A 21,215-nucleotide genomic window follows, 5' to 3' on the forward strand; every position below is an offset into this window, starting at 1 on the left:
CGCTTTGTTTGCATTTTCGCAAATTAAAGTGCATTATTTTTGCAAAATAACCGTCAATCATTTGTAGTTGAGCGCAATATGGAAAAGTAACGGAGTTTTTGGTAATAAGAATCACTTTATTGACTACTAGCTTCTATACTATATATATAAGGAGTGCTACAAATAGTGTGGCGCTTTATCCAGCTTGTCGGAACTATTGACTCATCTATATAGTAATAGTATATATACCCGCCGTGGTTTAGTTAAAAGATGTTAAATAAAGTACGTCTTTATACTAATAAGACATGTGGCTGTTAATTTCGCGCTTAAATAATAATTGACTGATTTACATTATATAATTATCTTTGCAGGATGTTTAAAAAGCAACGTGCTATAATTGCAGGTTTATGTATTGCCGGAACGCTTGTAGTTGGCAGCTGTAAAAGCAGCTACGAAAGGCTGAAGGAAAGCAATGACAGGGCCAAGCAATATCAGCAGGCCATAAAATACTATAATAAAAAAGACTACTCGAGGGCATTGGAGCTTTTTGAGCTTTTAACACCTAAGTATCGTGGCCACGGTGAGGCAGAAGAACTATTCTTCTTTTACGCTTACGCCAACTACTATCAAAAAGATTATACATCGGCACGTTACCATTTTAAAAACTTTGCTGATATGTACCCGGCCAGTAACCGTGCTGAAGAGTGCAGGTATATGTCGGCGTATTGCTACTACCTCGATTCGCCTAACCCTACGCTCGACCAGGAAAATACAACCAAGGCTATTGAAACTTTACAGCTATTCATTAACCTGTATCCTAAAAGCGAAAGAAGTGTTGAAGCCGGTAAGCTTATACAAAACCTGCGCGACAAACTTGAGGCGAAAGCATGGTTAAATGCCAAGCTTTATTTTGATATGGGCGATTACCTTTCGGCAGTTATGGCTTTTAATAATGCACTGCGCGACTATCCAGATACCAAGTATGCCGAGGAAATGGAATACCTGACCGTTGAAGCGCAGTATTTATATGCGAAGAACAGTGCTGAATACCGTCAAGAAGAACGTTACAACCAGGCAATTACCTATGCCGACCAGTTTGCAGAGAAATTTCCGGAGAGTAAGCATAACAAAGCAGTTGCTAATTACCGCACCGATAGCCAACGCGGTATTGACAATGCCAAACGCGTTTTAGCTGCTTTAGAAGCTGAAGGTAAACTACATAAAAAAATGGCTAAAGACAGCAGCCGTTCAACAGGACAGCAGCAGTCTATTACTGATAAAAATAACCAAAAAAGTCCGCAACAATAAAATATACGAACATGAGCAACAATAATAATACTAACAAACCAACTGTAGCAAGCAGCACAGTAACCCGCGATTTACGTGACCTTGACCGCTCTACAGGTAACCTGTACGAGTCGATTGTTATTATGTCAAAACGCGCAAATCAAATCTCAAACAACATCAAAGAAGAGTTGCACCAGAAACTTTCTGAGTTTGCGTCATCAAACGATAACCTTGAAGAGGTATTTGAAAACCGCGAGCAAATTGAAATATCTAAGCATTATGAGCGTTTGCCAAAACCTACTTTAGTTGCCGTTCAGGAGTTTTTAGATGATAAAGTTTACTTCCGTAACCCAAACAAAGAGTAACAAAACTTACCCTGAACACTTAAGTGCTACAGGTATAAGATTAATTATAGGCCGGATGCTAATTTAATTTAGTATCCGGTTTTTTGTTTAAGCCACTTTTTATTGAGTAATAAGGCTTACTTTACATTTAATTGTATTTGCATTAGTTACGCTGTTAGCGTAGCGTTTTATATTTTTGTGCTATGCTTGAAGGCAAAAAAATTGTATTGGGTATATGCGGAAGCATAGCCGCTTATAAAGCGGCCACACTGGTTAGGCTACTTGTAAAAGCTGGTGCCGATGTTAAGGTAGTGATGACGGCCGATGCTATAAATTTCATAACTCCGCTAACACTGGCTACGCTATCAAAAAACCCGGTTTTAATTGAGTATTTTAACAAAGCTACCGGCGTTTGGAACAACCATGTTGAGCTTGGCCTATGGGCCGATTTATTTGTAATTGCACCTGCAAGCGCTAACACACTTGCTAAAATGGCCAATGGGCAGTGTGATAACTTACTTACCGCGGCATACCTTTCGGCAAAATGCCCGGTTTACTTTGCCCCTGCTATGGATTTAGATATGTGGCAACATCCTGCAACCACAGGTAACGTAAAAAAACTGCAGAAGTACGGTAACATTCTAATTCAACCAGGTACAGGCGAGTTGGCTAGTGGCTTGCATGGAGAGGGCCGCATGGCTGAACCTGAAGAAATAGTAGGCTTTTTACAAAACGAGGCTACCAACAGTAAGCCGCTTAGCGGAAAATCGGTTTTAGTAACAGCAGGCCCAACCTATGAAGCCATTGACCCGGTCAGATTTATTGGTAATCACTCATCGGGCAAAATGGGTTTTGCAATTGCTGCTCAATTGGCTAACCGTGGTGCAAAGGTGATGTTAGTAACCGGACCAACTGCAGAGAAGTTATTACACAGTAGTATTGAAAGGATTGATGTAGTATCGGCCCAGGAGATGCTTAATGCGTGTGTTGGCCATTTTTCATCTGCCGACATCTGTGTTATGAGTGCTGCCGTTGCCGATTATACTCCACTTACCGTTGCCAGTCAAAAAATCAAGAAGCAAGAAGATACTTTTTGTATAGACCTAAAAAAAACAACGGACATATTAAAGGTATTAGGTGAAAGCAAGAAAAGCGATCAATTACTGATTGGATTTGCACTGGAAACACAAAATGAGGAGCAAAACGCGATAGATAAACTTCGCAAAAAGAATCTTGACCTCATTATCCTTAATTCGTTAAATGACAGTGGTGCCGGGTTTAAGCTCGACACTAATAAGATAACAATGATTGATAGCAGCCTTCAAAAAACCATTTTTGATTTAAAAAGCAAAGACGAAGTAGCGGCAGATATTGCCGACAAAATTGTAGCTTTATTATAACTATGAAAAAGCTGTTACTGTTCCTTATTTTATGTTTTGCCGGCTTTGCTACGCTTGCACAAGACTTAAATGCAAGGGTACAGGTACTTTCACCAAAAATTGCTACTACCAACAAGCGCATTTTTACAACCTTGCAAACCGCCATGCGCGAGTTTTTAAATGGCCGAAAGTGGAGCCCGGATGCCATACAGCCTGATGAAAAAATTGACTGCAGCTTTATATTAACTATAACCGCCTGGGATAACGGAACAAGTTTCAGCGGCGAGTTGCAAGTACAATCAACACGTCCTGTTTATAATGCTTCGTACAATACACCTGTATTCAGCATAAACGACCGCGATTTTGATTTTACATACACCGAAGGACAAACCATTGATTTTAACAATCAAAACTTTCAAAGCAACCTTGCTTCTGTGCTGGCCTTTTACGCCTACACCATTTTAGCCTTTGATTATGATAGCTTTTCGAAATTTGGAGGCACCTCATACTTTGCCAACGCGCAGTCGGTTGTGATTAACGCACAAAGCTCATCATACCGTGGATGGAAAGCTTTTGATAATAACACCAACCGTTACTGGCTCTCCGAAAACACCATGAGCGGCACATACATTCCGTTGCGCGAATTTATGTACAACTACCATCGTTTGGGGTTGGATCGTATGGTTGAAAATGCCACCGAGGCCCGGCAAACCATATTTAACTCATTACCAGTGCTCACTCAGTTAGACCGTGTACGCGTTGGAGCTACCCTCCCTACCCTTTTCTTTTTAGCCAAAAGAAGTGAACTGGTTTCAACATTTTTAAAGGCCGATCCGCAAATGCGTGTTCAGGCTATGAATATACTTTTACAAGCCGACCCTGCCAACGGAACTTTATATAAAGCGCTGCAACCATAGCAAATACTAAGAATATTAGGCATTGGTATGGTAATTGAATATCTTTGCCACAACCATATTTTACTTATGCTTCAGCAGCTAACCATTAATAATTACGCGCTAATAAACAACCTCGACATTAACTTTGATGCCGGACTTAATATAATTACCGGCGAAACAGGTGCTGGTAAATCAATTATATTGGGTGCGTTATCCTTAATATTAGGTCAGCGTGCTGAAAGCAAATACTTCTTTAACCAGCAAAAAAAATGCGTTATTGAAGGCACCTTCAAAATTGGCAGCTTTCACTTAAAAGCTTTTTTTGAGGATAACGATTTAGATTACGAAACAGATACTGTTTTACGACGCGAAATTTCGGCCGATGGAAAATCCAGGGCATTTGTTAATGACACGCCGGTTAATTTAGCCACCCTCAAGTTACTGGGCGAGCAGCTGATAGATATACATTCGCAACAAGCTACGCGTGAAATTAATGATCCGGCCTTTCAGCTGTTAGTGGTTGATGGTGTTGCCAAACACCAGCCGTTACTCACGCAATACCAGTCAGATTTTCGTGCCTATAAAAAGGCAACTAATAAATTGCAACAACTTATTGCAGACAGCGACAAGGCTAAAGCAGATTTAGATTATTTTCAATTTCAGTTTGAAGAACTTGAAAAGGTAAACCTGGTTGAAAACGAGCAAGAAGAACTTGAGCAAGAGCTTTACACGCTTAATAACGCCGAGGAGATTAAACGTAATTTAACAGCGGCTTTGTATTTGATTCAGGACGGCGAATCGGCAGCGGCATTACAAATAAAAGAGGCTAACCAACAACTTGCGTCGCTCGAAAAATTCAACCCGTCTATTGCCGAACTGCATGAACGCCTGAGCAGCAGCTTAATTGAACTTAAAGATATTGCTGCTGAAATTGAACAGCTGGAAGATGCAACCCAAACAAATGAAGCACGGGCAAATGATGTAAATACTCGCCTTAGCCTTATCTATAATCTGCAGAAAAAACACCGCGTTAATACCAATGCCGAACTTTTAGCCATACAGGAAGAACTTTCGTTAAAAATTCAGCAGGCTATGTTTGGTGATGAAGAAATTGCATCGTTACAAGAACAGATTGAACTGCAAAAGGCCGACCTGGAAAAACTGGCGGCACAACTATCAGCAAATCGTGTTAATGCACTTCCTGATATTGAGCAGCAGGTAATGGATACGCTTGCCGAAATGGGTATGGGCAATGCACAACTTAAAATAGAGCATACGCATACAACCAATAATGAACTTACCAAAAACGGAACGGACCAAATAAAATTTATGTTTACGGCCAATAAAGGTCATAACCTTGCCGAAATGAGTAAGGTTGCATCAGGCGGAGAGCTTTCAAGGCTGATGCTTAGCATCAAATCAATCATTGCTCATTATACCGCCTTGCCAACCATAATTTTTGATGAGATAGATACAGGCGTATCTGGCGAGGTAGCCAACAAAGTGGGCATTATAATGGAACGCTTAGCTAAAAACCTGCAGGTTATGACCATTACGCACTTGCCACAAATTGCCAGCAAAGGCAAAAGCCATTACTTTGTTTATAAGGACAACACCAGTGATGTTACTCAAACGCAAATTAAACAGCTTACAAATGATGAGCGTGTAGTTGAAATTGCAAAAATGCTAAGCGGCGACAAGCCTGGTGAAAGTGCGCTGCAAAACGCAAAAGATTTACTGGAAATTTAAACGTTAGCGGTAGGCCTGCACCACATTAACACTTTAAGATGCCCGGTACTAACCTGTCTATATTACTCATCGGTAACTGATAAATAATTTTTACCTTTACCCCCCGATAACAATTCGAAAGAACATGGCTTATAATTTATTACAAGGTAAAAAGGGTATCATTTTCGGCGCCCTTGATGAAAAATCTATTGCCTGGAAAACAGCTCAACGCTGTAAGGCCGAAGGTGCCGAACTGGTGTTAAGCAACGCACCCATTGCCTTGCGTATGGGCACCATCAATCAACTGGCCGAAGAAGTAAACGCGCCGGTTATTCCTGCAGATGTTACCATAACTGCTGATATTGAAAACCTGTTTACAAAAGCTCAGGAACATTTTGGCGGTAAAATTGACTTTGTACTGCACTCAATAGGCATGAGCCTTAACGTGCGCAAAGGTGTACACTATACCGAAAACAATTACGATTTTACGCATAAAGGTCTTGATATTTCGGCGTTAAGCTTGCACCGTATATTACAGGTTGCCATGAAACAAGATGCTATTAACGAATGGGGTTCAGTTGTAGCTTTATCATACATAGCAGCTCAGCGCGTATTCCCTGATTATAATGATATGGCCGACAATAAGGCTATGTTAGAAAGCATTGCACGCAACTTTGGCTACCAGTATGGTGTTAAAAAGAATGTACGTATAAATACAATTTCACAATCGCCAACGCGTACTACTGCCGGCTCGGGTGTCAAAGGTTTTGACGGCTTTGTTGACTTTGCCGAAAAAATGAGTCCGCTGGGTAATGCCACTGCTGATCAGTGTGCCGATTACTGCGTTACCTTATTTTCAGATTTAACCCGCATGGTAACTATGCAAAACTTGTTTCATGATGGTGGTTTCTCATTCACCGGAGTTACACAAGCCATTATTGAACAAATGGATAAGTAGTTATAACTACAAAAAAACAAAATACGGCCGTAGCAAAAAACTACGGCTTTTTTGGTTGCTTATTAACTAAATAATTAGTTAATTTGATGTATGCTAAGGTTCGGTTTTATTTTGCTGATACTTTTCCCCTTTTTAGCAAAGGCGCAGTTTACCATCAGCGGTAAAATTATAAACCTGTATGATAAGAAACCTGTTGCCAAAGCCAGCATATTTCTGAGTAATACCACCGTTGGAGGGTCAAGTAACGACGAAGGAGCTTTCCTGTTAAGTGATGTTAAACCTGGCCAGTATGATATGGTTATTTCGAGCGTTGGCTATGAAACGTTGCACAAAACCTTACAGGTGAATCAAAACCTGGAACTGTCATTCGTTGAACTTACACCTAAAACAGTTGAGCTTAACGCGGTTGTTGTAAAACCCGATCCCAATTGGGTACAAAACTACCAAATGTTTAAAGAGGAGTTTTTTGGCCGCACGCCCGAGGCTGCTCAATGCAAAATATTAAACCCTGAGATTTTAGATTTGCATTATGACAAAGCCACAAACGAGTTAATTGCAAGTACAGTTGACTATTTAGAGATAGAAAATAAAGCGCTTGGTTATAACTTAAAATACAATTTAATTGAATTTAAGCGCAACTATCGTTCGGGAGTACTCTTCTACTTTGGAAACACTTTGTATACTCCAATTAAAGCCAAACCTTCACAGCAAAAAAAATGGTATAAAGCACGTTTAAGAGCTTATCTTGGCTCAAGCCAGCATTATTTTCGTTCATTATTGGGCAACAGGTTGAAAGACGAAGGCTTCAATACCATGCGGCTCATGCGCAAACCCAACCCTCAACGCCAACCTGATAGCCTCATACAAGCAAAACTAAAGCATCACAGGCAATCAAACCTGGTAAACGGCAGGTTTAATATTCAAGCTACAGATTCCTTGTCTTACTGGGCGAAGCAAAAACAGCTACCTGTATCGGTGGATTATTTGGTAACTAAGCCACTGAGAGTTGATAGTTTAGTTAAACGTACTGATGTTGCGGGCATATTTGCTTTAAGCTTCAATGATATTCTATACATTGTATACACGCGTAAAGCTGATGACGGATCATTATTTAATAAGCCTATGAACGCTCCTGATCATCCTACATCATTAATGAACTTTAATGAGCAATATGCATTTTTTGACGCTAATGGAATAATCATCAATCCTTCATCTATTATGTGTGAAGGCGCCTGGGGAGTTGACCGTATGGCAAAAATGCTGCCTGTTGACTACGACCCGAAAGAAGTAAACACCAAACCTTAATACCACATCACAAACAACACCAAAAAAAGCCGCCTCTTTCGGGGCGGCTTTTTATTTATTTAAAAGACATTTATCCTTGCTGTTCTGCTTCCGGAGTTTTGTTTTCTCCGTTATGCTTGGCATTAACCTTAACTTCGTTTGCTTCTTTATCAAAGTCAACTTCCATTACGTCACCTTCGGCTAATTCACCTTTTAATATTTCCTCGGCAATTGGGTCTTCAAGGTATTTTTGAATTGCACGTTTAAGTGGTCTTGCACCAAAGTTTTCATCGTAACCACGCTCGGCAATCACTTCTTTGGCATTTTCGGTTAACTCAATTTTATAGCCTAAGCCGTTAATGCGTCCAAATAATGAAGCAAGCTCAATGTCAATGATTTTGTAAATGTTCTCCTTAGTAAGAGAGTTGAATACAATAACATCATCAACACGGTTTAAAAACTCAGGAGCAAAAGCACGTTTAAGCGCGTTTTCAATTACACCTCTTGAGTGAGCATCAGCCTGGTTAAGTTTAGCAGCAGTGCTAAAACCAACACCCTGACCAAAATCTTTCAACTGACGTGCACCAATATTTGATGTCATGATGATGATAGTGTTCCTGAAATCAACCTTACGTCCTAACGAGTCGGTTAACTGGCCTTCATCCAACACCTGCAACAAAATGTTAAATACATCAGGGTGTGCTTTCTCAATCTCATCAAGCAACACAACAGAGTATGGTTTGCGGCGCACTTTTTCAGTCAATTGCCCACCTTCTTCATAACCTACGTAGCCCGGAGGCGCTCCTACTAAGCGAGACACGGCAAATTTCTCCATGTACTCGCTCATGTCAATCTGTATAAGTGCATCCTCAGAATCGAACATGAAGCGGGCAAGTTCTTTAGCAAGTTCGGTTTTACCTACACCGGTTGGGCCTAAGAAAATAAATGAACCGATTGGTTTTTTTGGATCTTTTAAACCTGCACGGGTACGTTGTATAGCACGGGTAAGCTTTTTAATAGCGTCATCCTGACCGATGATTTTACCTTGGATGTTGTTGGTCATGTTCAACAGTTTTTGGCTGTCGGCTTGTCCAACTTTTTGTACCGGGATACCGGTCATCATGGCAACAACTTCGGCAACGTTATCTTCGGTTACGGTATAACGTTTTGATTTGGTTTCTGCTTCCCATGCTGCTTTAGCCTGCTCTAGTTCTTCTAGCAAATGCTTTTCAGTATCACGAAGTTTTGCAGCTTCTTCATACTTCTGGCTACGCACAACACGGTTTTTCTCAACCTTAATCTGCTCAATCTTTTGCTCAATATCCAGAATGTTATCCGGAACATGAATGTTAGTTAAGTGCACACGTGAACCGGCCTCGTCTAAAGCGTCAATAGCTTTATCAGGTAAGAAACGGTCGGTAATATAACGTGCAGTTAAGCTAACGCAAGCATTAATAGCTTCAGGAGTATAAGTTACGCCATGGTGCTCTTCGTATTTATCCTTAATGCGGCTCAAAATTTCAATGGTTTCATCTGGCGAAGCAGGTTCAACCATTACTTTTTGGAAACGACGATCTAAGGCGCCATCTTTTTCAATGTACTGACGATACTCATCTAAAGTAGTTGCACCAATGCACTGAATTTCACCGCGGGCAAGGGCGGGTTTAAACATATTCGAGGCATCTAATGAGCCTGAAGCACCACCAGCACCTACAATAGTATGAATCTCATCAATAAACAGGATAACATCCGGAGATTTTTCCAACTCATTCATCACGGCTTTCATACGCTCCTCAAACTGGCCACGGTATTTAGTACCGGCTACCAATGAGGCCAAATCTAAAGTAACCACACGTTTGTTAAATAAAACACGCGATACTTTGCGTTGAACAATACGTAATGCAAGTCCTTCAGCAATAGCCGATTTACCCACACCCGGCTCACCAATCAAAATAGGATTGTTCTTCTTACGGCGTGAAAGAATTTGCGATACACGCTCAATCTCTTTTTCACGCCCCACAATAGGATCCAGTTTACCTTCTTCTGCTGCTTTTGTTAAATCGCGGCCAAAGTTGTCAAGTACCGGAGTTTTTGATTTAATATCTGACACCTTTTTAGGCTGACTGAATGATTCTTCTTCTTTGAAGTCATCATCGCCTCCGGTTGATGAACCAGGCATTTCATCGGTAATGTTTTTATGTGATTCTACTTCACCTTTAAAAATTTCGTAGTTCACATTGAACTGTAATAACAGTTGTGAGGCAATATTATCTTCATCACGCAAAATTGACAGCAGCAAATGCTCTGTGCCTATAATGTCGCTCTTAAATATCTTTGCTTCCAGATAGGTGATTTTCAACACCTTTTCTGCTTGTTTGGTTAAAGGAATGCTGCCAATATGAACATTGGTACCACTGGTACCCTTAACAGCATCTTCTACTGCGCGACGCAGTTTGGCGGTATCCACATTTAAGCCTTTCAGCAATTTTATGGCTATGCCGTCACCGTCGCGGATTAAACCTAATAACAGATGTTCTGTACCTATATAATCGTGACCAAGGCGTAAAGCCTCCTCCCGACTGTAGGAAATCACATCTTTAACACGTGGCGAAAATTTAGCTTCCATCGAGTACCTTTCTATAGTTTTGTTTTACTTGCCGAATGAATATCTCTTTTCAGAAAAACGGGGTACGCAAACGGAAGTGTGTATGATCATTTAACAACAATGTTGCCAACATTACAAGTTGACACGCATAAATTGTTATTTAATTGTAATCTGTTAAATAACGGGTTTTTTGACATTTAAACCCGATGTTGTTTATAAAATTAATGTGCATTAATTAACACATTACAATTGCAATTTAGTATTTGATTTAAAAAATACGATATAGTTTAATAAAAATATCTTTACTACCTTTTAACAGCACAAAATGCCATGTTATTTAGTCATAAGCCATGCCATTAAGGCACACTACTGTTAATATTAATTGATACGTCTATTGACTGTGGATTGTTAGCCGTGACGTACGAAATCACCTAAAATCTTTCGTGCTAATAAGAATTGAGCTTTACTTGCTTTTGTAATGCCATCAATTTGGCTGATATTTGAATTCATAATAAAGCAACATGGCCGACGAAAAAATAATATTCTCGATGGCGGGTGTAAGTAAAATTTACCCACCTCAAAAACAAGTACTCAAAAACATTTACCTGTCGTTTTTTTACGGTGCTAAAATTGGCGTAATAGGTTTAAACGGTTCGGGTAAATCATCATTATTGAAGATCATCGCCGGATTAGATAAATCAATCCAGGGCGAAGTGGTTTTTTCACCGGGTTACTCAGTTGGTTACCTGGCTCAGGAACCAGTTCTTGATCCTGAAAAAACCGTGCGCGAGGTGGTTGAAGAAGGCGTTGCCGAAGTAACCGCTATATTAAAGGAGTACGAAGAGATAAACGAAAAATTTGGTTTACCTGAGTATTACGAAGATGCTGATGCTATGGATAAACTCATGGCACGCCAGGGCGAATTACAGGATAAAATTGATGCGGTAAATGCATGGGAGCTTGATACCAAACTGGAGCGCGCAATGGATGCGTTACGTTGCCCCGAACCTGATACTAAAATTGGTGTACTTTCGGGTGGCGAGCGCCGCCGTGTGGCTATGTGCCGGTTGCTGTTGCAGGAACCTGATGTACTATTGTTGGATGAGCCTACCAACCACTTGGACGCCGAGAGCATTGACTGGCTGGAACAACATTTACAACAGTATAAAGGCACCGTTATAGCCGTAACGCACGACCGTTATTTCCTTGACAATGTAGCGGGCTGGATTTTAGAACTTGACCGCGGTGAAGGCATTCCATGGAAAGGTAATTACTCCTCATGGTTAGACCAGAAAGCCAAACGCCTTGCACAGGAAGAGAAAACTGAAAGCAAGCGTCAAAAAACCTTAGAGCGCGAGCTGGAGTGGGTACGTATGGCACCTAAAGCACGCCACGCAAAAGGTAAGGCCCGTATTGCCAACTATGAAAAATTAGCATCCGAGGAAACCAAGGAGCGCGAAGACAAGCTGGAGTTATTCATTCCACCGGGTCCGCGTTTGGGTAATGTGGTTATTGAAGTAAATAATGTAACCAAGGCTTACGGCGATAGGGTATTATTTGAAAACCTGTCATTCTCACTTCCTCCAGCAGGTATAGTAGGTATTATTGGCCCCAATGGTGCTGGTAAAACTACACTATTCCGCTTAATTACAGGTCAGGAACAACCTGATGCAGGCGACTTCCGTGTTGGAGAAACGGTAAAGCTTGGCTACGTTGACCAAATGCATGATGACTTAAAAGCCGATAAATCTGTTTGGGAAAACATTACCGACGGGCAGGAAACTATCCTGCTGGGCAATAAACCTATTAACTCACGTGCTTACGTTTCTAAATTTAACTTCAACGGCGGCGATCAGCAAAAGAAGATAGATGTGCTCTCGGGTGGTGAACGCAACCGTGTACATTTGGCCATCACACTGAAAAAGGGTTCAAACGTATTGCTGCTGGATGAGCCTACCAATGATATTGACGTTAATACATTGCGTGCCTTAGAAGAGGCCCTGGAAAACTTTGGAGGCTGTGCGGTAATCATCAGCCACGACCGCTGGTTCCTTGACCGTATTTGTACGCATATATTGGCCTTTGAGGGCGATTCGCAGGTTTACTTTTTTGAAGGCAACTATACCGACTACGAAGAAAACCGTAAAAAACGTTTAGGTGATGTAGCGCCTAAGCGCATTAAGTATAAAAAGCTGGCATAATATATACCGTTAACAAAAAAGCGGAGAACATTTAAATTGTTCTCCGCTTTTTTTTGGTTTAAGGCGAAGCATTTGTCGTGCTTCGTCTGGTTAACTTCATAAGTAAACAGGAGCAATTGAAAACTGCACCTGTTTATTTTCACAATCTAAAAGGTAAATAAACACCGTTTGTAGTGCTTAACTTGTTGTAAGCGTTTGCCGCTTCTGAGTTGCCTTCCAAATCAAGCTTAGCACGTACTTTTTGCGCCAAATAAGTAGTGCTACCTCTGCGAAGCGATACGCGAAGTAAATCGCCCCAGCGTTGGCCTTCAAAAGCCAGTTCGGCAGCATCTTCATTTATAATAGCATCTTCCATGTTTGCAACCTGGTTATTTTGGTATAAACCAGGGTCTAATCTTGGCAGGTTTGCCCGGCTGCGCGAACCTATTTGTCTGTACCACGGGCCTTTGAAATAAGGCACGGCTCCGTCACGTCCGTCCATATCATACGGTGCAGGTGCTTGTGTTTGCATAATATTGGTTACGTCACTAGGCACAGTTCCGGTACCCGGGAATACACTGTTATAGGTTTCGCGCACACCAACGTTGGTAAGCGCGTAAGCAACCTTAACCTGATTATCTCGGCAGGCGGCTTCGGCAAAGTGCAGGTTGAGTGTTGCTGCACGGTAAAGCAACCAACGGCCCTGGCGCTGTAGCACGTTAACAGGTATAAAGGCGTTGTTTAAGTAATAGTATAACTGTTTTGCAATAACCGGCTGACCGTTTATAGTGCGAACAGACATCTTTCCGCGTGCATCACCAACAAAGTTGTTGCTCTGTAGCTGGCTGTCCCAATTGTTAAGCGCAAGTTTAGAGGCAGTAAGTAAATAACGGCCACCTTGGTTCGAAAACAAGTCGATAAACGGATTTACCGGTGCAAAATTACGGTCAAACGGTATTGTCCAAATCCATTCAGAACTGGTTTCAGTCCCTTGCGTAGGGTTACCAAAAATAGATCGCCAACTGTTTGCATTAGTGTTATCATCTAACAAAGTATTTTCATTGCCACCTTGGGTATAAGTAACCAAAAACCTGCTGTAATTGGGTTTATACTGCCAAAAGCTGGCATCGTTACCACCACCACCATTACGGTATCCGGTTTCGGTAACGTACCTGTACATTCGTGATGCATCGGTATAGCGGCCTCTCCACAAGTACAAATCGCCCAGTAAGCTACGTTTTTCAACAAAAAATAAGTTGGTTGGGTAACCATCAACGGTAGTATTTAATGATGTACTTGATGAACCGGTTGAACTTGTTGCGCTGTAACCCTCCAGGCTGCGCGGTGGCTCCATCGAAGCAATAAGCTTATCAAGCAAATCATTAAATGTAAGCTTAGGGAATTTGCTTTCATCTTTTAATGATTCAACCGTTTCTAACGGATCGGTTACGTAAGGTACGCTACCCCAGTGCATACCTAACTGCAGGTACAAAAAGCATCTTACAGCATTAATGTCTGCGTAGCGCTCATTGTAATCAGCCTGCGTTAGTTTTTTTGCGGCCAGCATAACATCAAAGTTTTTAAGCGCATCATTACAATTCATAATGATTTTGTAAAATGGCTTAGGATCGGCCCACGGATTATCGGGCGTTACGGTATGCGTGTGTAACTGGCGTAAATACTGATCGGCATTTATAGTCGGGCTTATTAAGTCGGCCCGCAGTTCATTTAGAACTATGTACCTATCGGCAATGCCCTGCAACTGTCCGTAAATACCAATTACTGCTGCATTGGCGTCATAAACAGTTTGATAGTGGTTAACAATATCTACCTGGTTTTCGGGCTCAACATCTACCAGTTTCTTACAAGAAACAGAAGACACCAGCGCACTTGCCAATAAAATTTTATATATGAATTTGTAGGAATGTTTTTTCATAATACTAATTAGTCAACTTATTATATACCAATGCGCACACCTAACTGTACTGTTCTAAACTGCGGCTCAAGCGTAGTATCTATACCACGCAGCAATAAATTTTCACTCGGTGCAAATTCAGGATCATAGCCCAGGTACTTGGTAAAAGTTACCAGGTTGTTACCTGTTGCATATACCTTAATGTATTTAGGGAATCTGGCCTTTTTAAGGTTTACATCATAACTTACCGATAAGGTGCGTAAACGCATGTAAGATCCGTCTTCAATCCAGCGGTCAGAAAAACTTGAGTTACCGCTCGGGTCGCCAAAGGCAACACGTGGCATTGGCGTAACTTGCCCGTCAGCTCTCCACCTGTTGTTTACTGCAAGGGTTTGGTTGTTGTAATTACTGCCCGATTCAATTTGACGACGGGTATAGTTGTATAGCTTGTTACCCTGGCTAAAGGTAAACAATGCATTTACTGTAAACCTTTTGTAAGTAACGCCTGTGCTTATGCCACCTACAAAATCAGGATTTGGGTTGCCTATAACCTGCATATCCTGTGCGTCAATAACTTTATCGTTATTAACATCAACAAAGCGCATATCGCCACCCTGTAAAGGAACCAATGCGCCCTGGCTGTTGCGGTATGACAAACCTGCAGCTGCAGCCTCGTTACCTGAAGTATATACGCCATTGGTTTTGTAACCGTAAAATACTCCGGCCGGACGACCAACTTCGGTTAAAATGGTAGCACCAGCATACTGCGTGCGCATTGAAGCCGGTAAGCTGGTAATTTTATTACGGTACGCAGCAATGTTAAAGCCCAAATCCCACTTAAAGTTAGCTTGGCTAATAACACGGCCGTTAACTGATAATTCAAAGCCGTTAGTACGCATGCCACTGTTGTTGGTAACAGCGTAAGCTAAACCACCGGTTGAAGCCACAGGCTCTTGCGTTATCATTCGGGTAGTGGTATTCCTGAATACGTCGGCAGTGATGCTTAAACGTTCTTGAAAGAAGGCTGCATCTAAACCAAAGTTCAGTTTTTTACCTATTTCCCACTGTAGCATTGGGTTGCCAAAGTTGGCTCTTACAAGTCCTTGCAAACCTAATAGGTTTTGTGAGGTGTAATATTGGCGTGCAGCATAGTTACCAATATCATCATTACCAGTTAGGCCATAGCTGGCGCGAAGTTTAAACATCTCAATAAAATTAATGTCAGCCATAAACTTTTCTGATGATACCACCCACGCTACCGAAGCTGAAGGTAACAGCGCCATTTTTACACCGCCCAATGAAACACCATCGGCCTGTGTGCCAAAGCGCGAAGAAGCATCGGCTGTTAAATTAAAATTGAAAATGTACTTGTTATATAACTGGTAGTTGGCGCTCAAGTAATTGTTTAACCAACGATATTTACCAATATCGCCGCCAACTGTACGTGTAGCAGCTAAACCATTACCAACAGTAACTAACTGATCAATAGCCGAATTAAAGCTACGATCAACATTATACTGGGTAGTAAAGTGAGTGAACCTTGCTCCTAAATAAACTCCTAAGGTGTGCACCCTATTGAACGTACGGTTGTATGACAAATAGGTATCGTTATATAAACTGTACAAACGCTGGGTTTGGCTACCCAGGCGACTATCTATAACAACAGTGGCTGTAGTGTCATTGGCAACACCGGCACGCGGCATAAAGGTAGTTTCGCGAACCTTGTCGGCCGTTATACCTATTAATGATTGTGCGGCAAAGCTTCGGCTGAATTGGTAGCGGAAAGTAAGATTACCAAAAAAGCGGTAGTTACGGTTTAGTGCTTGTGAATTAGCCAATACGGCAGCAGGATTACTTATCCCGAATATGTCAGTATCAGCTAGGTTTGGCGACTCTACACCTGCAGCGTTCACATCATTGGTGCGCAGCAGAGGCGATTTAACTAAACCAAGGTAAAGCTGGTTGGTTGACGGCGACAAACCCTGATCACGCAAATTTTGCTCATTGTACTGGAACGAAAGATTTGCCTTAATGGTAAAATTACGGCTGATATTTAAATCGGCATTAAAACGAGTACCAAACTTACTTAAGTCTGTCATGGGCGTAATGCCTTTGTTATCGCCATAGCTTAATGCTAATACGTAACGGGCAATATCATCACCGCCAGATACGCGAAGGTTATAGTTTTGATTGAAGCCATTTTTGAATGCACGTTTTTGCCAGTCGGTGTTATTATGGTACACATAATAGTTTGGCTGCGACGGATCATCATTCATATAAGGCAAAGCAGAGATTTGTGATGATGTAAGATTGCTGGTGCGCAACAAATCAGACAAATAAGTGCGATAATCTCCGGCCTGCATCATTGGCAACCTAAAACTGCCCGGTACATAGTTATAACCGCTATAAGCCGAAAAGTCAATTTTAGTTGCAAGATCCGGGCTGGCGTTGGTAGTAATTAAAATTACACCGTTGGCGCCTTTGGTACCGTAAATGCCGGCTGTGGCATCCTTTAAAATGGTATAGTTATCAACGTCGCGCAAATCAAGGTTACTATAAGGGTTATGAACGTGCCCGCTAATAAGTGAGCGGTTGTAACGGTAGGTATCGTAAATCATACCATCAACCAAAACCAACGGTGCGTTACCGCCATAAAGTGAATTATAACCGCGTAAAAATAAATTAGCACCAATGTTAGGCGTTCCCGACCGGCGGACCACATCCAAACCTGCTACCTTACCCTGCAAATAACTATCTGAAGTTTCTTGCGAGGTTGGCTCAAATGCTCCAAAAGTATTTACTGTTGATACGGCACCTGACAGGGCACTTTGCGATACATTACCAAAAGGCATGCGGGCTATATCATAAACAGAGTTGTAAGAACCCTCAAACAACAAAATATCAGGTAACGTTTTGCGACCCTTTATAGGCACTTGTTTCTCCTGGTATCCTTGTCCGCTAACGGTTAAAACAACATCAAAATTAGGCAGGTTTATGGTAAAACGGCCGTTTTCATCACTAATGGCCGATGAGTAGGCAGGCACGCCAATGCTTATCCCTGATACCGGGCGTTTAGTAGCAGCATCTTTAATTACACCGCTTAGTTTAGGGCCTTTAGCCCTCAGGGTAGAATCGGCCTTGTAACGTGCAATACTATCTGCAAGCCGTACTGATACGCTATCTGTTTCCTGCGCATGGGCTTTTATACCTCCTAAAAGGCATAAAAAGAGCAGCAAACCAAATGATTTAGTAAAATTTTGCATAGTTAAGGTTGGAAGTTATTGTATAATAGGTACCAGTTTTACGTAATCGAAAGTGACGTTATTTGCATTTGCCGTAGTGCTGTTGGCGCCCACCACATACATATTAACTGATGTACGTTTGGTTACGGTAAAGTTGCCGCCTGTAAGACCAATTGTGTTAGCCGCAGTAGCTGTGCTGGTAGGATTGCTTCCGGCAACATTAGTTGCACTGCGGTTTGCCGGCGTTGGCAAAGTAAGTTCTTCATAGTTTACAAACGGACTGCCGTTAACAAGCACAGGCCCTATGCGCTGCGAAGGAAACTTAACTACATCATTAGGGACGATAGTGCCGTTTGAACCAACTACAGGAGCAGTAATTTGCCCGAAGTTGAAGCTCTCAACAATATCGGTTGGTGCGCTAAAATTAATATCATTAACCGCACGTACTACTACACGGTATTGGCATGTGTACAGGTTAGTGAGTTTGTAAGCCGCGAAGAAGTTGGCAGGCAAAGTGTTAGTGGTGCCTATCATTATATCTTTTAGGGTAACTCCCTTATCATCGCGGCGGCTGCGGTAAAAAATGCTTCCGTTTGCATCTGTACGGGCAAAAAAGCTCGGACGTTCGCCCTCAATTATAACAGGTGTAATTTTTTGTTTGATGTCAAACGGCATACTGTTCACTACATATACCATACCGTTACTGGCACGGTAGCTTTGCACAATAGCACCCTGGCTTGCTGGCACCGTTACATTGTTTACTGAAGCAAGCGCATTAAAGCCTGTTGGGGCAATTGAACCTCTTACCGCTACATCTTTAAGCACATTATATGCCGCCAAAATGTTCATGGTGGTATCAGTTGAGTTAGTTACCGTTGCAAAGTACTTACTTACCTTGTTGCGCTCAGCATCATAAGCAGCATCGGTTAACACAAAGTAAGTATAGGTACTGTCTTCATTTGCTAAGCTGGCTACACGGTTAAAGTATTTGTTAACATTAACCACACCGGTATTGGGAACCAATATTGGCTTGCCTGTACGCGGATCATAACTTTGTACCGTTGCTTTTGAAGTATCGATAAAAGTAGTATCCTGGCGTAAAATGTAAGCTTTGTGCATGTCGGCCACGCCGTTTAAACTCCTGATGTATTCAGAGATATTCATTTTAGGCGGTATAGCCTTATCAATAACATGAATTACCCCGTTTTTAACGTAAAGGTTAGGCGTGGTTATAGTTGCCTCATCAACAGTTGTTGTATTGAAACTTAAGTTTTTGCCACCCAATGTACGTATGCGTAAGCCAGCTTGTGCTGCATTAGTTAAATACACCTGTGCTACTATATGATTATTTACAAACTTTTTAAGCTGTGCGGTATCGTTTACAATAGTCTGGTCTACACCTTGCAGGGCCTGATTGGTTGGGGCAAAAATGGTATAGGTTTTTGAACCGGCCAAAAGTTTATCATATCCCAGTTTAGTAAGATAACCTGAGAACGTGCTCAGGTTACCATTTTCTTGAATTTGCTGCATTACGGTCTTATCCAGCTGCTGATCAACAGCTGCGGTACGATCGTCCCACTGCTTTTTGCAGGCACTTAATACTGTTGTTACCAACAGCAGCGCCATTATATATTTAATTTTAAAGCTATTCATTATATGAGTATATACAGATAGTAATAATTGATGGAAGTGGCCTTAATTACGGAATTAACACTCCGCTACGGCCTAGTTTAGGTCTTATCTGATCCATATCTATCGGCCTGAATTCAACAGCGTCGAGCTGGAACTGCACTGCACAACCTGTACATGCTGTAGATGTAAAGGTTATAGTATGACGTGCGGTAGTTGGTACATTTACAATTCCAACTAACCTGCCAACGTGCGTTGGTGCTTTAGTAAAGCTTGCAATAGGCCACTCCGAATAGCTTTTGAAACCGCGCGATTCGGCTTGTGCTTCGGTTTCACCGTATATAAGCGCATCATTAGGGTTTAAGATGTTTGGTAAAGTAACGCCATCAAAAGATACAGGTATGCTTTGGCTGCCGGTGCCATACTTGTAATCAACCCATATTTTATAACGGCCTTTAACAATTACCGGAGTGGTGAAGGTAGCCTGTGATGTATTGCTTGCATTAGCTCCCGTTCTGAAACGCAAGCCTATGTTTACATAATCGTTACCGTAGTAATATTCTTCCGGACCCGGAGTAGCGGCGGTATTTTTATACTCCAAACGGTTGTTATCATTAGCAGGGCCTACTAGCACAACTTCGCTTAAGGATGCATAGTTAAAAATTTTGCTTTGACCCGGAACGCGGTAAATACCCGAGCGTCTGATTTCGGGCTGGTTTGCCACGTCAAAATATACAGGTGTTGGGAACCGTACTTTGATTTTGTAGCTGCCCAGCGGGCGGTGTAACACACCGTTGTTGGCAGATACATCACTGTTATTACGGTCTAGTGCTATCCCCGGTTCCAGTATGCCATTAAAGGTATCATTGTTAAGCAATACAGTTTGACCGCTCAACTGACTGGTAGTAACTTCAAGCGGTGCAAGGGTTGCATGCGCGGTTGATGTGGCAATGTCAGAAAGGTACGCCAACTCGGGCCATACGCGGTAGGCGCAAAACAGCCAAAGGCTATCGGCATGATCTCTAGGGTTACCTTTTGTTGAATATTTGGCTTTTAAAGCATTGTAGTTGGCGATGCCATTAGCATTGAACGCACTATCGGTTTCAGCAATAAGCGTTAAAAACTTGCGCGATGCATTGGTGTTGGCTGCGCTGGCAACGTTCAATGTATCATAAAAACCTGTCTCTTTTAAAGCAGTTGTAAATATGCTGTATTTTGGATTTTGCTCCAGTGTTTTTGCAAGTGTAAGCTCGGCCGGAAACAAAACATTATCAACAACATGAATAAGGCCATTACCGGTTTTAATATTACCGGTTACAAAATTAGCCTGCTTGTTAATCACAACTGAAGTTACACCGTTTACACTGCGTGTACCGGTAATAATGTACTGTCCTGATTGTGTTGGGGTACGCAGCTTTCCGTCTTTGAAAAAGCTTGAGTTCAACGTATCGGCCAGCATACTTACAGCAATTATTTTTTTGGCGGTTGCTTCATCAAGGGCATCAACACTTGTTTTGTTGTTTGCTTTGAGATAAGCATTTACACCAGCGTTGTTTGATACGAACAAGGTGTACGCACCATAAGCATCAAGGTAACCTGCGTAACCTGCCTTATCAATTATTTGCTTAAAAAGCGAATAGTCGGGGTTTTGACCAATGTACGTGTACATGTTTACCGTACTGGTTGTGGTGTAGGTAAGCGCTTCGCGTTTACAACTGTTTAAACCAATAATCGTCATGAAGCCCAATACCAACAGTATTGCAGGCATTCCATCAAATATTCTTCTCAT

At 41.7% G+C, this 21,215-nt stretch carries 13 protein-coding genes; 8 read left to right on the top strand and 5 right to left on the bottom strand.

The window, feature by feature from the left end; translation table 11 throughout:
• The first annotated feature begins 351 nt into the window (after positions 1-351).
• The 7 genes from GO816_RS12750 (at position 352) to GO816_RS12780 (ending at position 7,876) form a co-directional block, all read left to right on the top strand.
• Positions 352-1,287, top strand: a complete 936-nt coding sequence (locus tag GO816_RS12750) for an outer membrane protein assembly factor BamD (RefSeq protein WP_157542328.1) — start codon at positions 352-354, stop codon at positions 1,285-1,287.
• Between the two features lie 11 nt (positions 1,288-1,298).
• Positions 1,299-1,631, top strand: a complete 333-nt coding sequence (locus GO816_RS12755; RefSeq protein WP_157542329.1) for a DNA-directed RNA polymerase subunit omega — start codon at positions 1,299-1,301, stop codon at positions 1,629-1,631.
• A gap of 182 nt (positions 1,632-1,813) precedes the next feature.
• A complete protein-coding gene (gene coaBC, locus GO816_RS12760; protein WP_157542330.1) occupies positions 1,814-3,010 on the top strand; it encodes a bifunctional phosphopantothenoylcysteine decarboxylase/phosphopantothenate--cysteine ligase CoaBC in 1,197 nt (398 codons plus the stop codon).
• 2 nt (positions 3,011-3,012) lie between these two features.
• Positions 3,013-3,906: a type IX secretion system protein PorD gene (gene porD / locus GO816_RS12765; RefSeq protein WP_157542331.1), complete on the top strand. Its 894-nt coding sequence runs from the start codon at positions 3,013-3,015 to the stop codon at positions 3,904-3,906.
• Positions 3,907-3,972: 66 nt separating this feature from the next.
• Positions 3,973-5,634 (top strand): DNA repair protein RecN, encoded by a 1,662-nt coding sequence (gene recN / locus GO816_RS12770; protein ID WP_157542332.1) that lies wholly within the window; start codon positions 3,973-3,975, stop codon positions 5,632-5,634.
• Positions 5,635-5,758: 124 nt separating this feature from the next.
• Positions 5,759-6,571: an enoyl-ACP reductase FabI gene (locus GO816_RS12775; RefSeq protein ID WP_157542333.1), complete on the top strand. Its 813-nt coding sequence runs from the start codon at positions 5,759-5,761 to the stop codon at positions 6,569-6,571.
• A 111-nt stretch (positions 6,572-6,682) separates the two neighbouring features.
• Entirely contained in the window at positions 6,683-7,876 is a 1,194-nt protein-coding gene (locus GO816_RS12780) for a carboxypeptidase-like regulatory domain-containing protein (protein ID WP_198171516.1), read from the top strand.
• Positions 7,877-7,946: 70 nt separating this feature from the next.
• Here GO816_RS12780 and GO816_RS12785 read toward each other — a convergent pair whose 3' ends face one another.
• A complete protein-coding gene (locus GO816_RS12785; protein WP_157542335.1) occupies positions 7,947-10,481 on the bottom strand; it encodes an ATP-dependent Clp protease ATP-binding subunit in 2,535 nt (844 codons plus the stop codon).
• Positions 10,482-10,981: 500 nt separating this feature from the next.
• Here GO816_RS12785 and ettA point away from each other — a divergent pair, with 500 nt between their 5' ends.
• The gene (gene ettA, locus GO816_RS12790; RefSeq protein ID WP_157542336.1) at positions 10,982-12,661 is read left to right on the top strand and encodes an energy-dependent translational throttle protein EttA; all 1,680 of its coding nucleotides are present in this window, start codon (positions 10,982-10,984) and stop codon (positions 12,659-12,661) included.
• 139 nt (positions 12,662-12,800) lie between these two features.
• Here the strand turns inward: ettA and GO816_RS12795 are convergent, their stop codons facing one another.
• The 4 genes from GO816_RS12795 to GO816_RS12810 are packed head-to-tail and all read right to left on the bottom strand — an operon-like array spanning position 12,801 to position 21,215.
• Positions 12,801-14,576: a RagB/SusD family nutrient uptake outer membrane protein gene (locus GO816_RS12795; protein WP_157542337.1), complete on the bottom strand. Its 1,776-nt coding sequence runs from the start codon at positions 14,574-14,576 to the stop codon at positions 12,801-12,803.
• Positions 14,577-14,596: 20 nt separating this feature from the next.
• A complete protein-coding gene (locus GO816_RS12800; RefSeq protein ID WP_157542338.1) occupies positions 14,597-17,818 on the bottom strand; it encodes a SusC/RagA family TonB-linked outer membrane protein in 3,222 nt (1,073 codons plus the stop codon).
• A gap of 15 nt (positions 17,819-17,833) precedes the next feature.
• Positions 17,834-19,450 (bottom strand): fasciclin domain-containing protein, encoded by a 1,617-nt coding sequence (locus tag GO816_RS12805; RefSeq protein WP_157542339.1) that lies wholly within the window; start codon positions 19,448-19,450, stop codon positions 17,834-17,836.
• 46 nt (positions 19,451-19,496) lie between these two features.
• Positions 19,497-21,215, bottom strand: a complete 1,719-nt coding sequence (locus tag GO816_RS12810) for a fasciclin domain-containing protein (RefSeq protein ID WP_198171517.1) — start codon at positions 21,213-21,215, stop codon at positions 19,497-19,499.

The organism is Mucilaginibacter aquatilis, assembly GCF_009755275.1.
Taxonomy (GTDB): Bacteria; Bacteroidota; Bacteroidia; order Sphingobacteriales; family Sphingobacteriaceae; genus Mucilaginibacter; species Mucilaginibacter aquatilis.

What these genes read in the sequence shown, in the direction of transcription:
- GO816_RS12750 (WP_157542328.1), top strand. Translation starts at nt 352, where the DNA reads ATGTTTAAAAAGCAACGTGCTATAATTGCAGGTTTATGTATTGCCGGA.
- GO816_RS12755 (WP_157542329.1), top strand. Translation starts at nt 1,299, where the DNA reads ATGAGCAACAATAATAATACTAACAAACCAACTGTAGCAAGCAGCACA.
- coaBC (WP_157542330.1), top strand. Translation starts at nt 1,814, where the DNA reads ATGCTTGAAGGCAAAAAAATTGTATTGGGTATATGCGGAAGCATAGCC.
- porD (WP_157542331.1), top strand. Translation starts at nt 3,013, where the DNA reads ATGAAAAAGCTGTTACTGTTCCTTATTTTATGTTTTGCCGGCTTTGCT.
- recN (WP_157542332.1), top strand. Translation starts at nt 3,973, where the DNA reads ATGCTTCAGCAGCTAACCATTAATAATTACGCGCTAATAAACAACCTC.
- GO816_RS12775 (WP_157542333.1), top strand. Translation starts at nt 5,759, where the DNA reads ATGGCTTATAATTTATTACAAGGTAAAAAGGGTATCATTTTCGGCGCC.
- GO816_RS12785 (WP_157542335.1), bottom strand. Translation starts at nt 10,481, where the DNA reads ATGGAAGCTAAATTTTCGCCACGTGTTAAAGATGTGATTTCCTACAGT.
- ettA (WP_157542336.1), top strand. Translation starts at nt 10,982, where the DNA reads ATGGCCGACGAAAAAATAATATTCTCGATGGCGGGTGTAAGTAAAATT.
- GO816_RS12795 (WP_157542337.1), bottom strand. Translation starts at nt 14,576, where the DNA reads ATGAAAAAACATTCCTACAAATTCATATATAAAATTTTATTGGCAAGT.
- GO816_RS12800 (WP_157542338.1), bottom strand. Translation starts at nt 17,818, where the DNA reads ATGCAAAATTTTACTAAATCATTTGGTTTGCTGCTCTTTTTATGCCTT.
- GO816_RS12805 (WP_157542339.1), bottom strand. Translation starts at nt 19,450, where the DNA reads ATGAATAGCTTTAAAATTAAATATATAATGGCGCTGCTGTTGGTAACA.
- GO816_RS12810 (WP_198171517.1), bottom strand. Translation starts at nt 21,215, where the DNA reads ATGAGAAGAATATTTGATGGAATGCCTGCAATACTGTTGGTATTGGGC.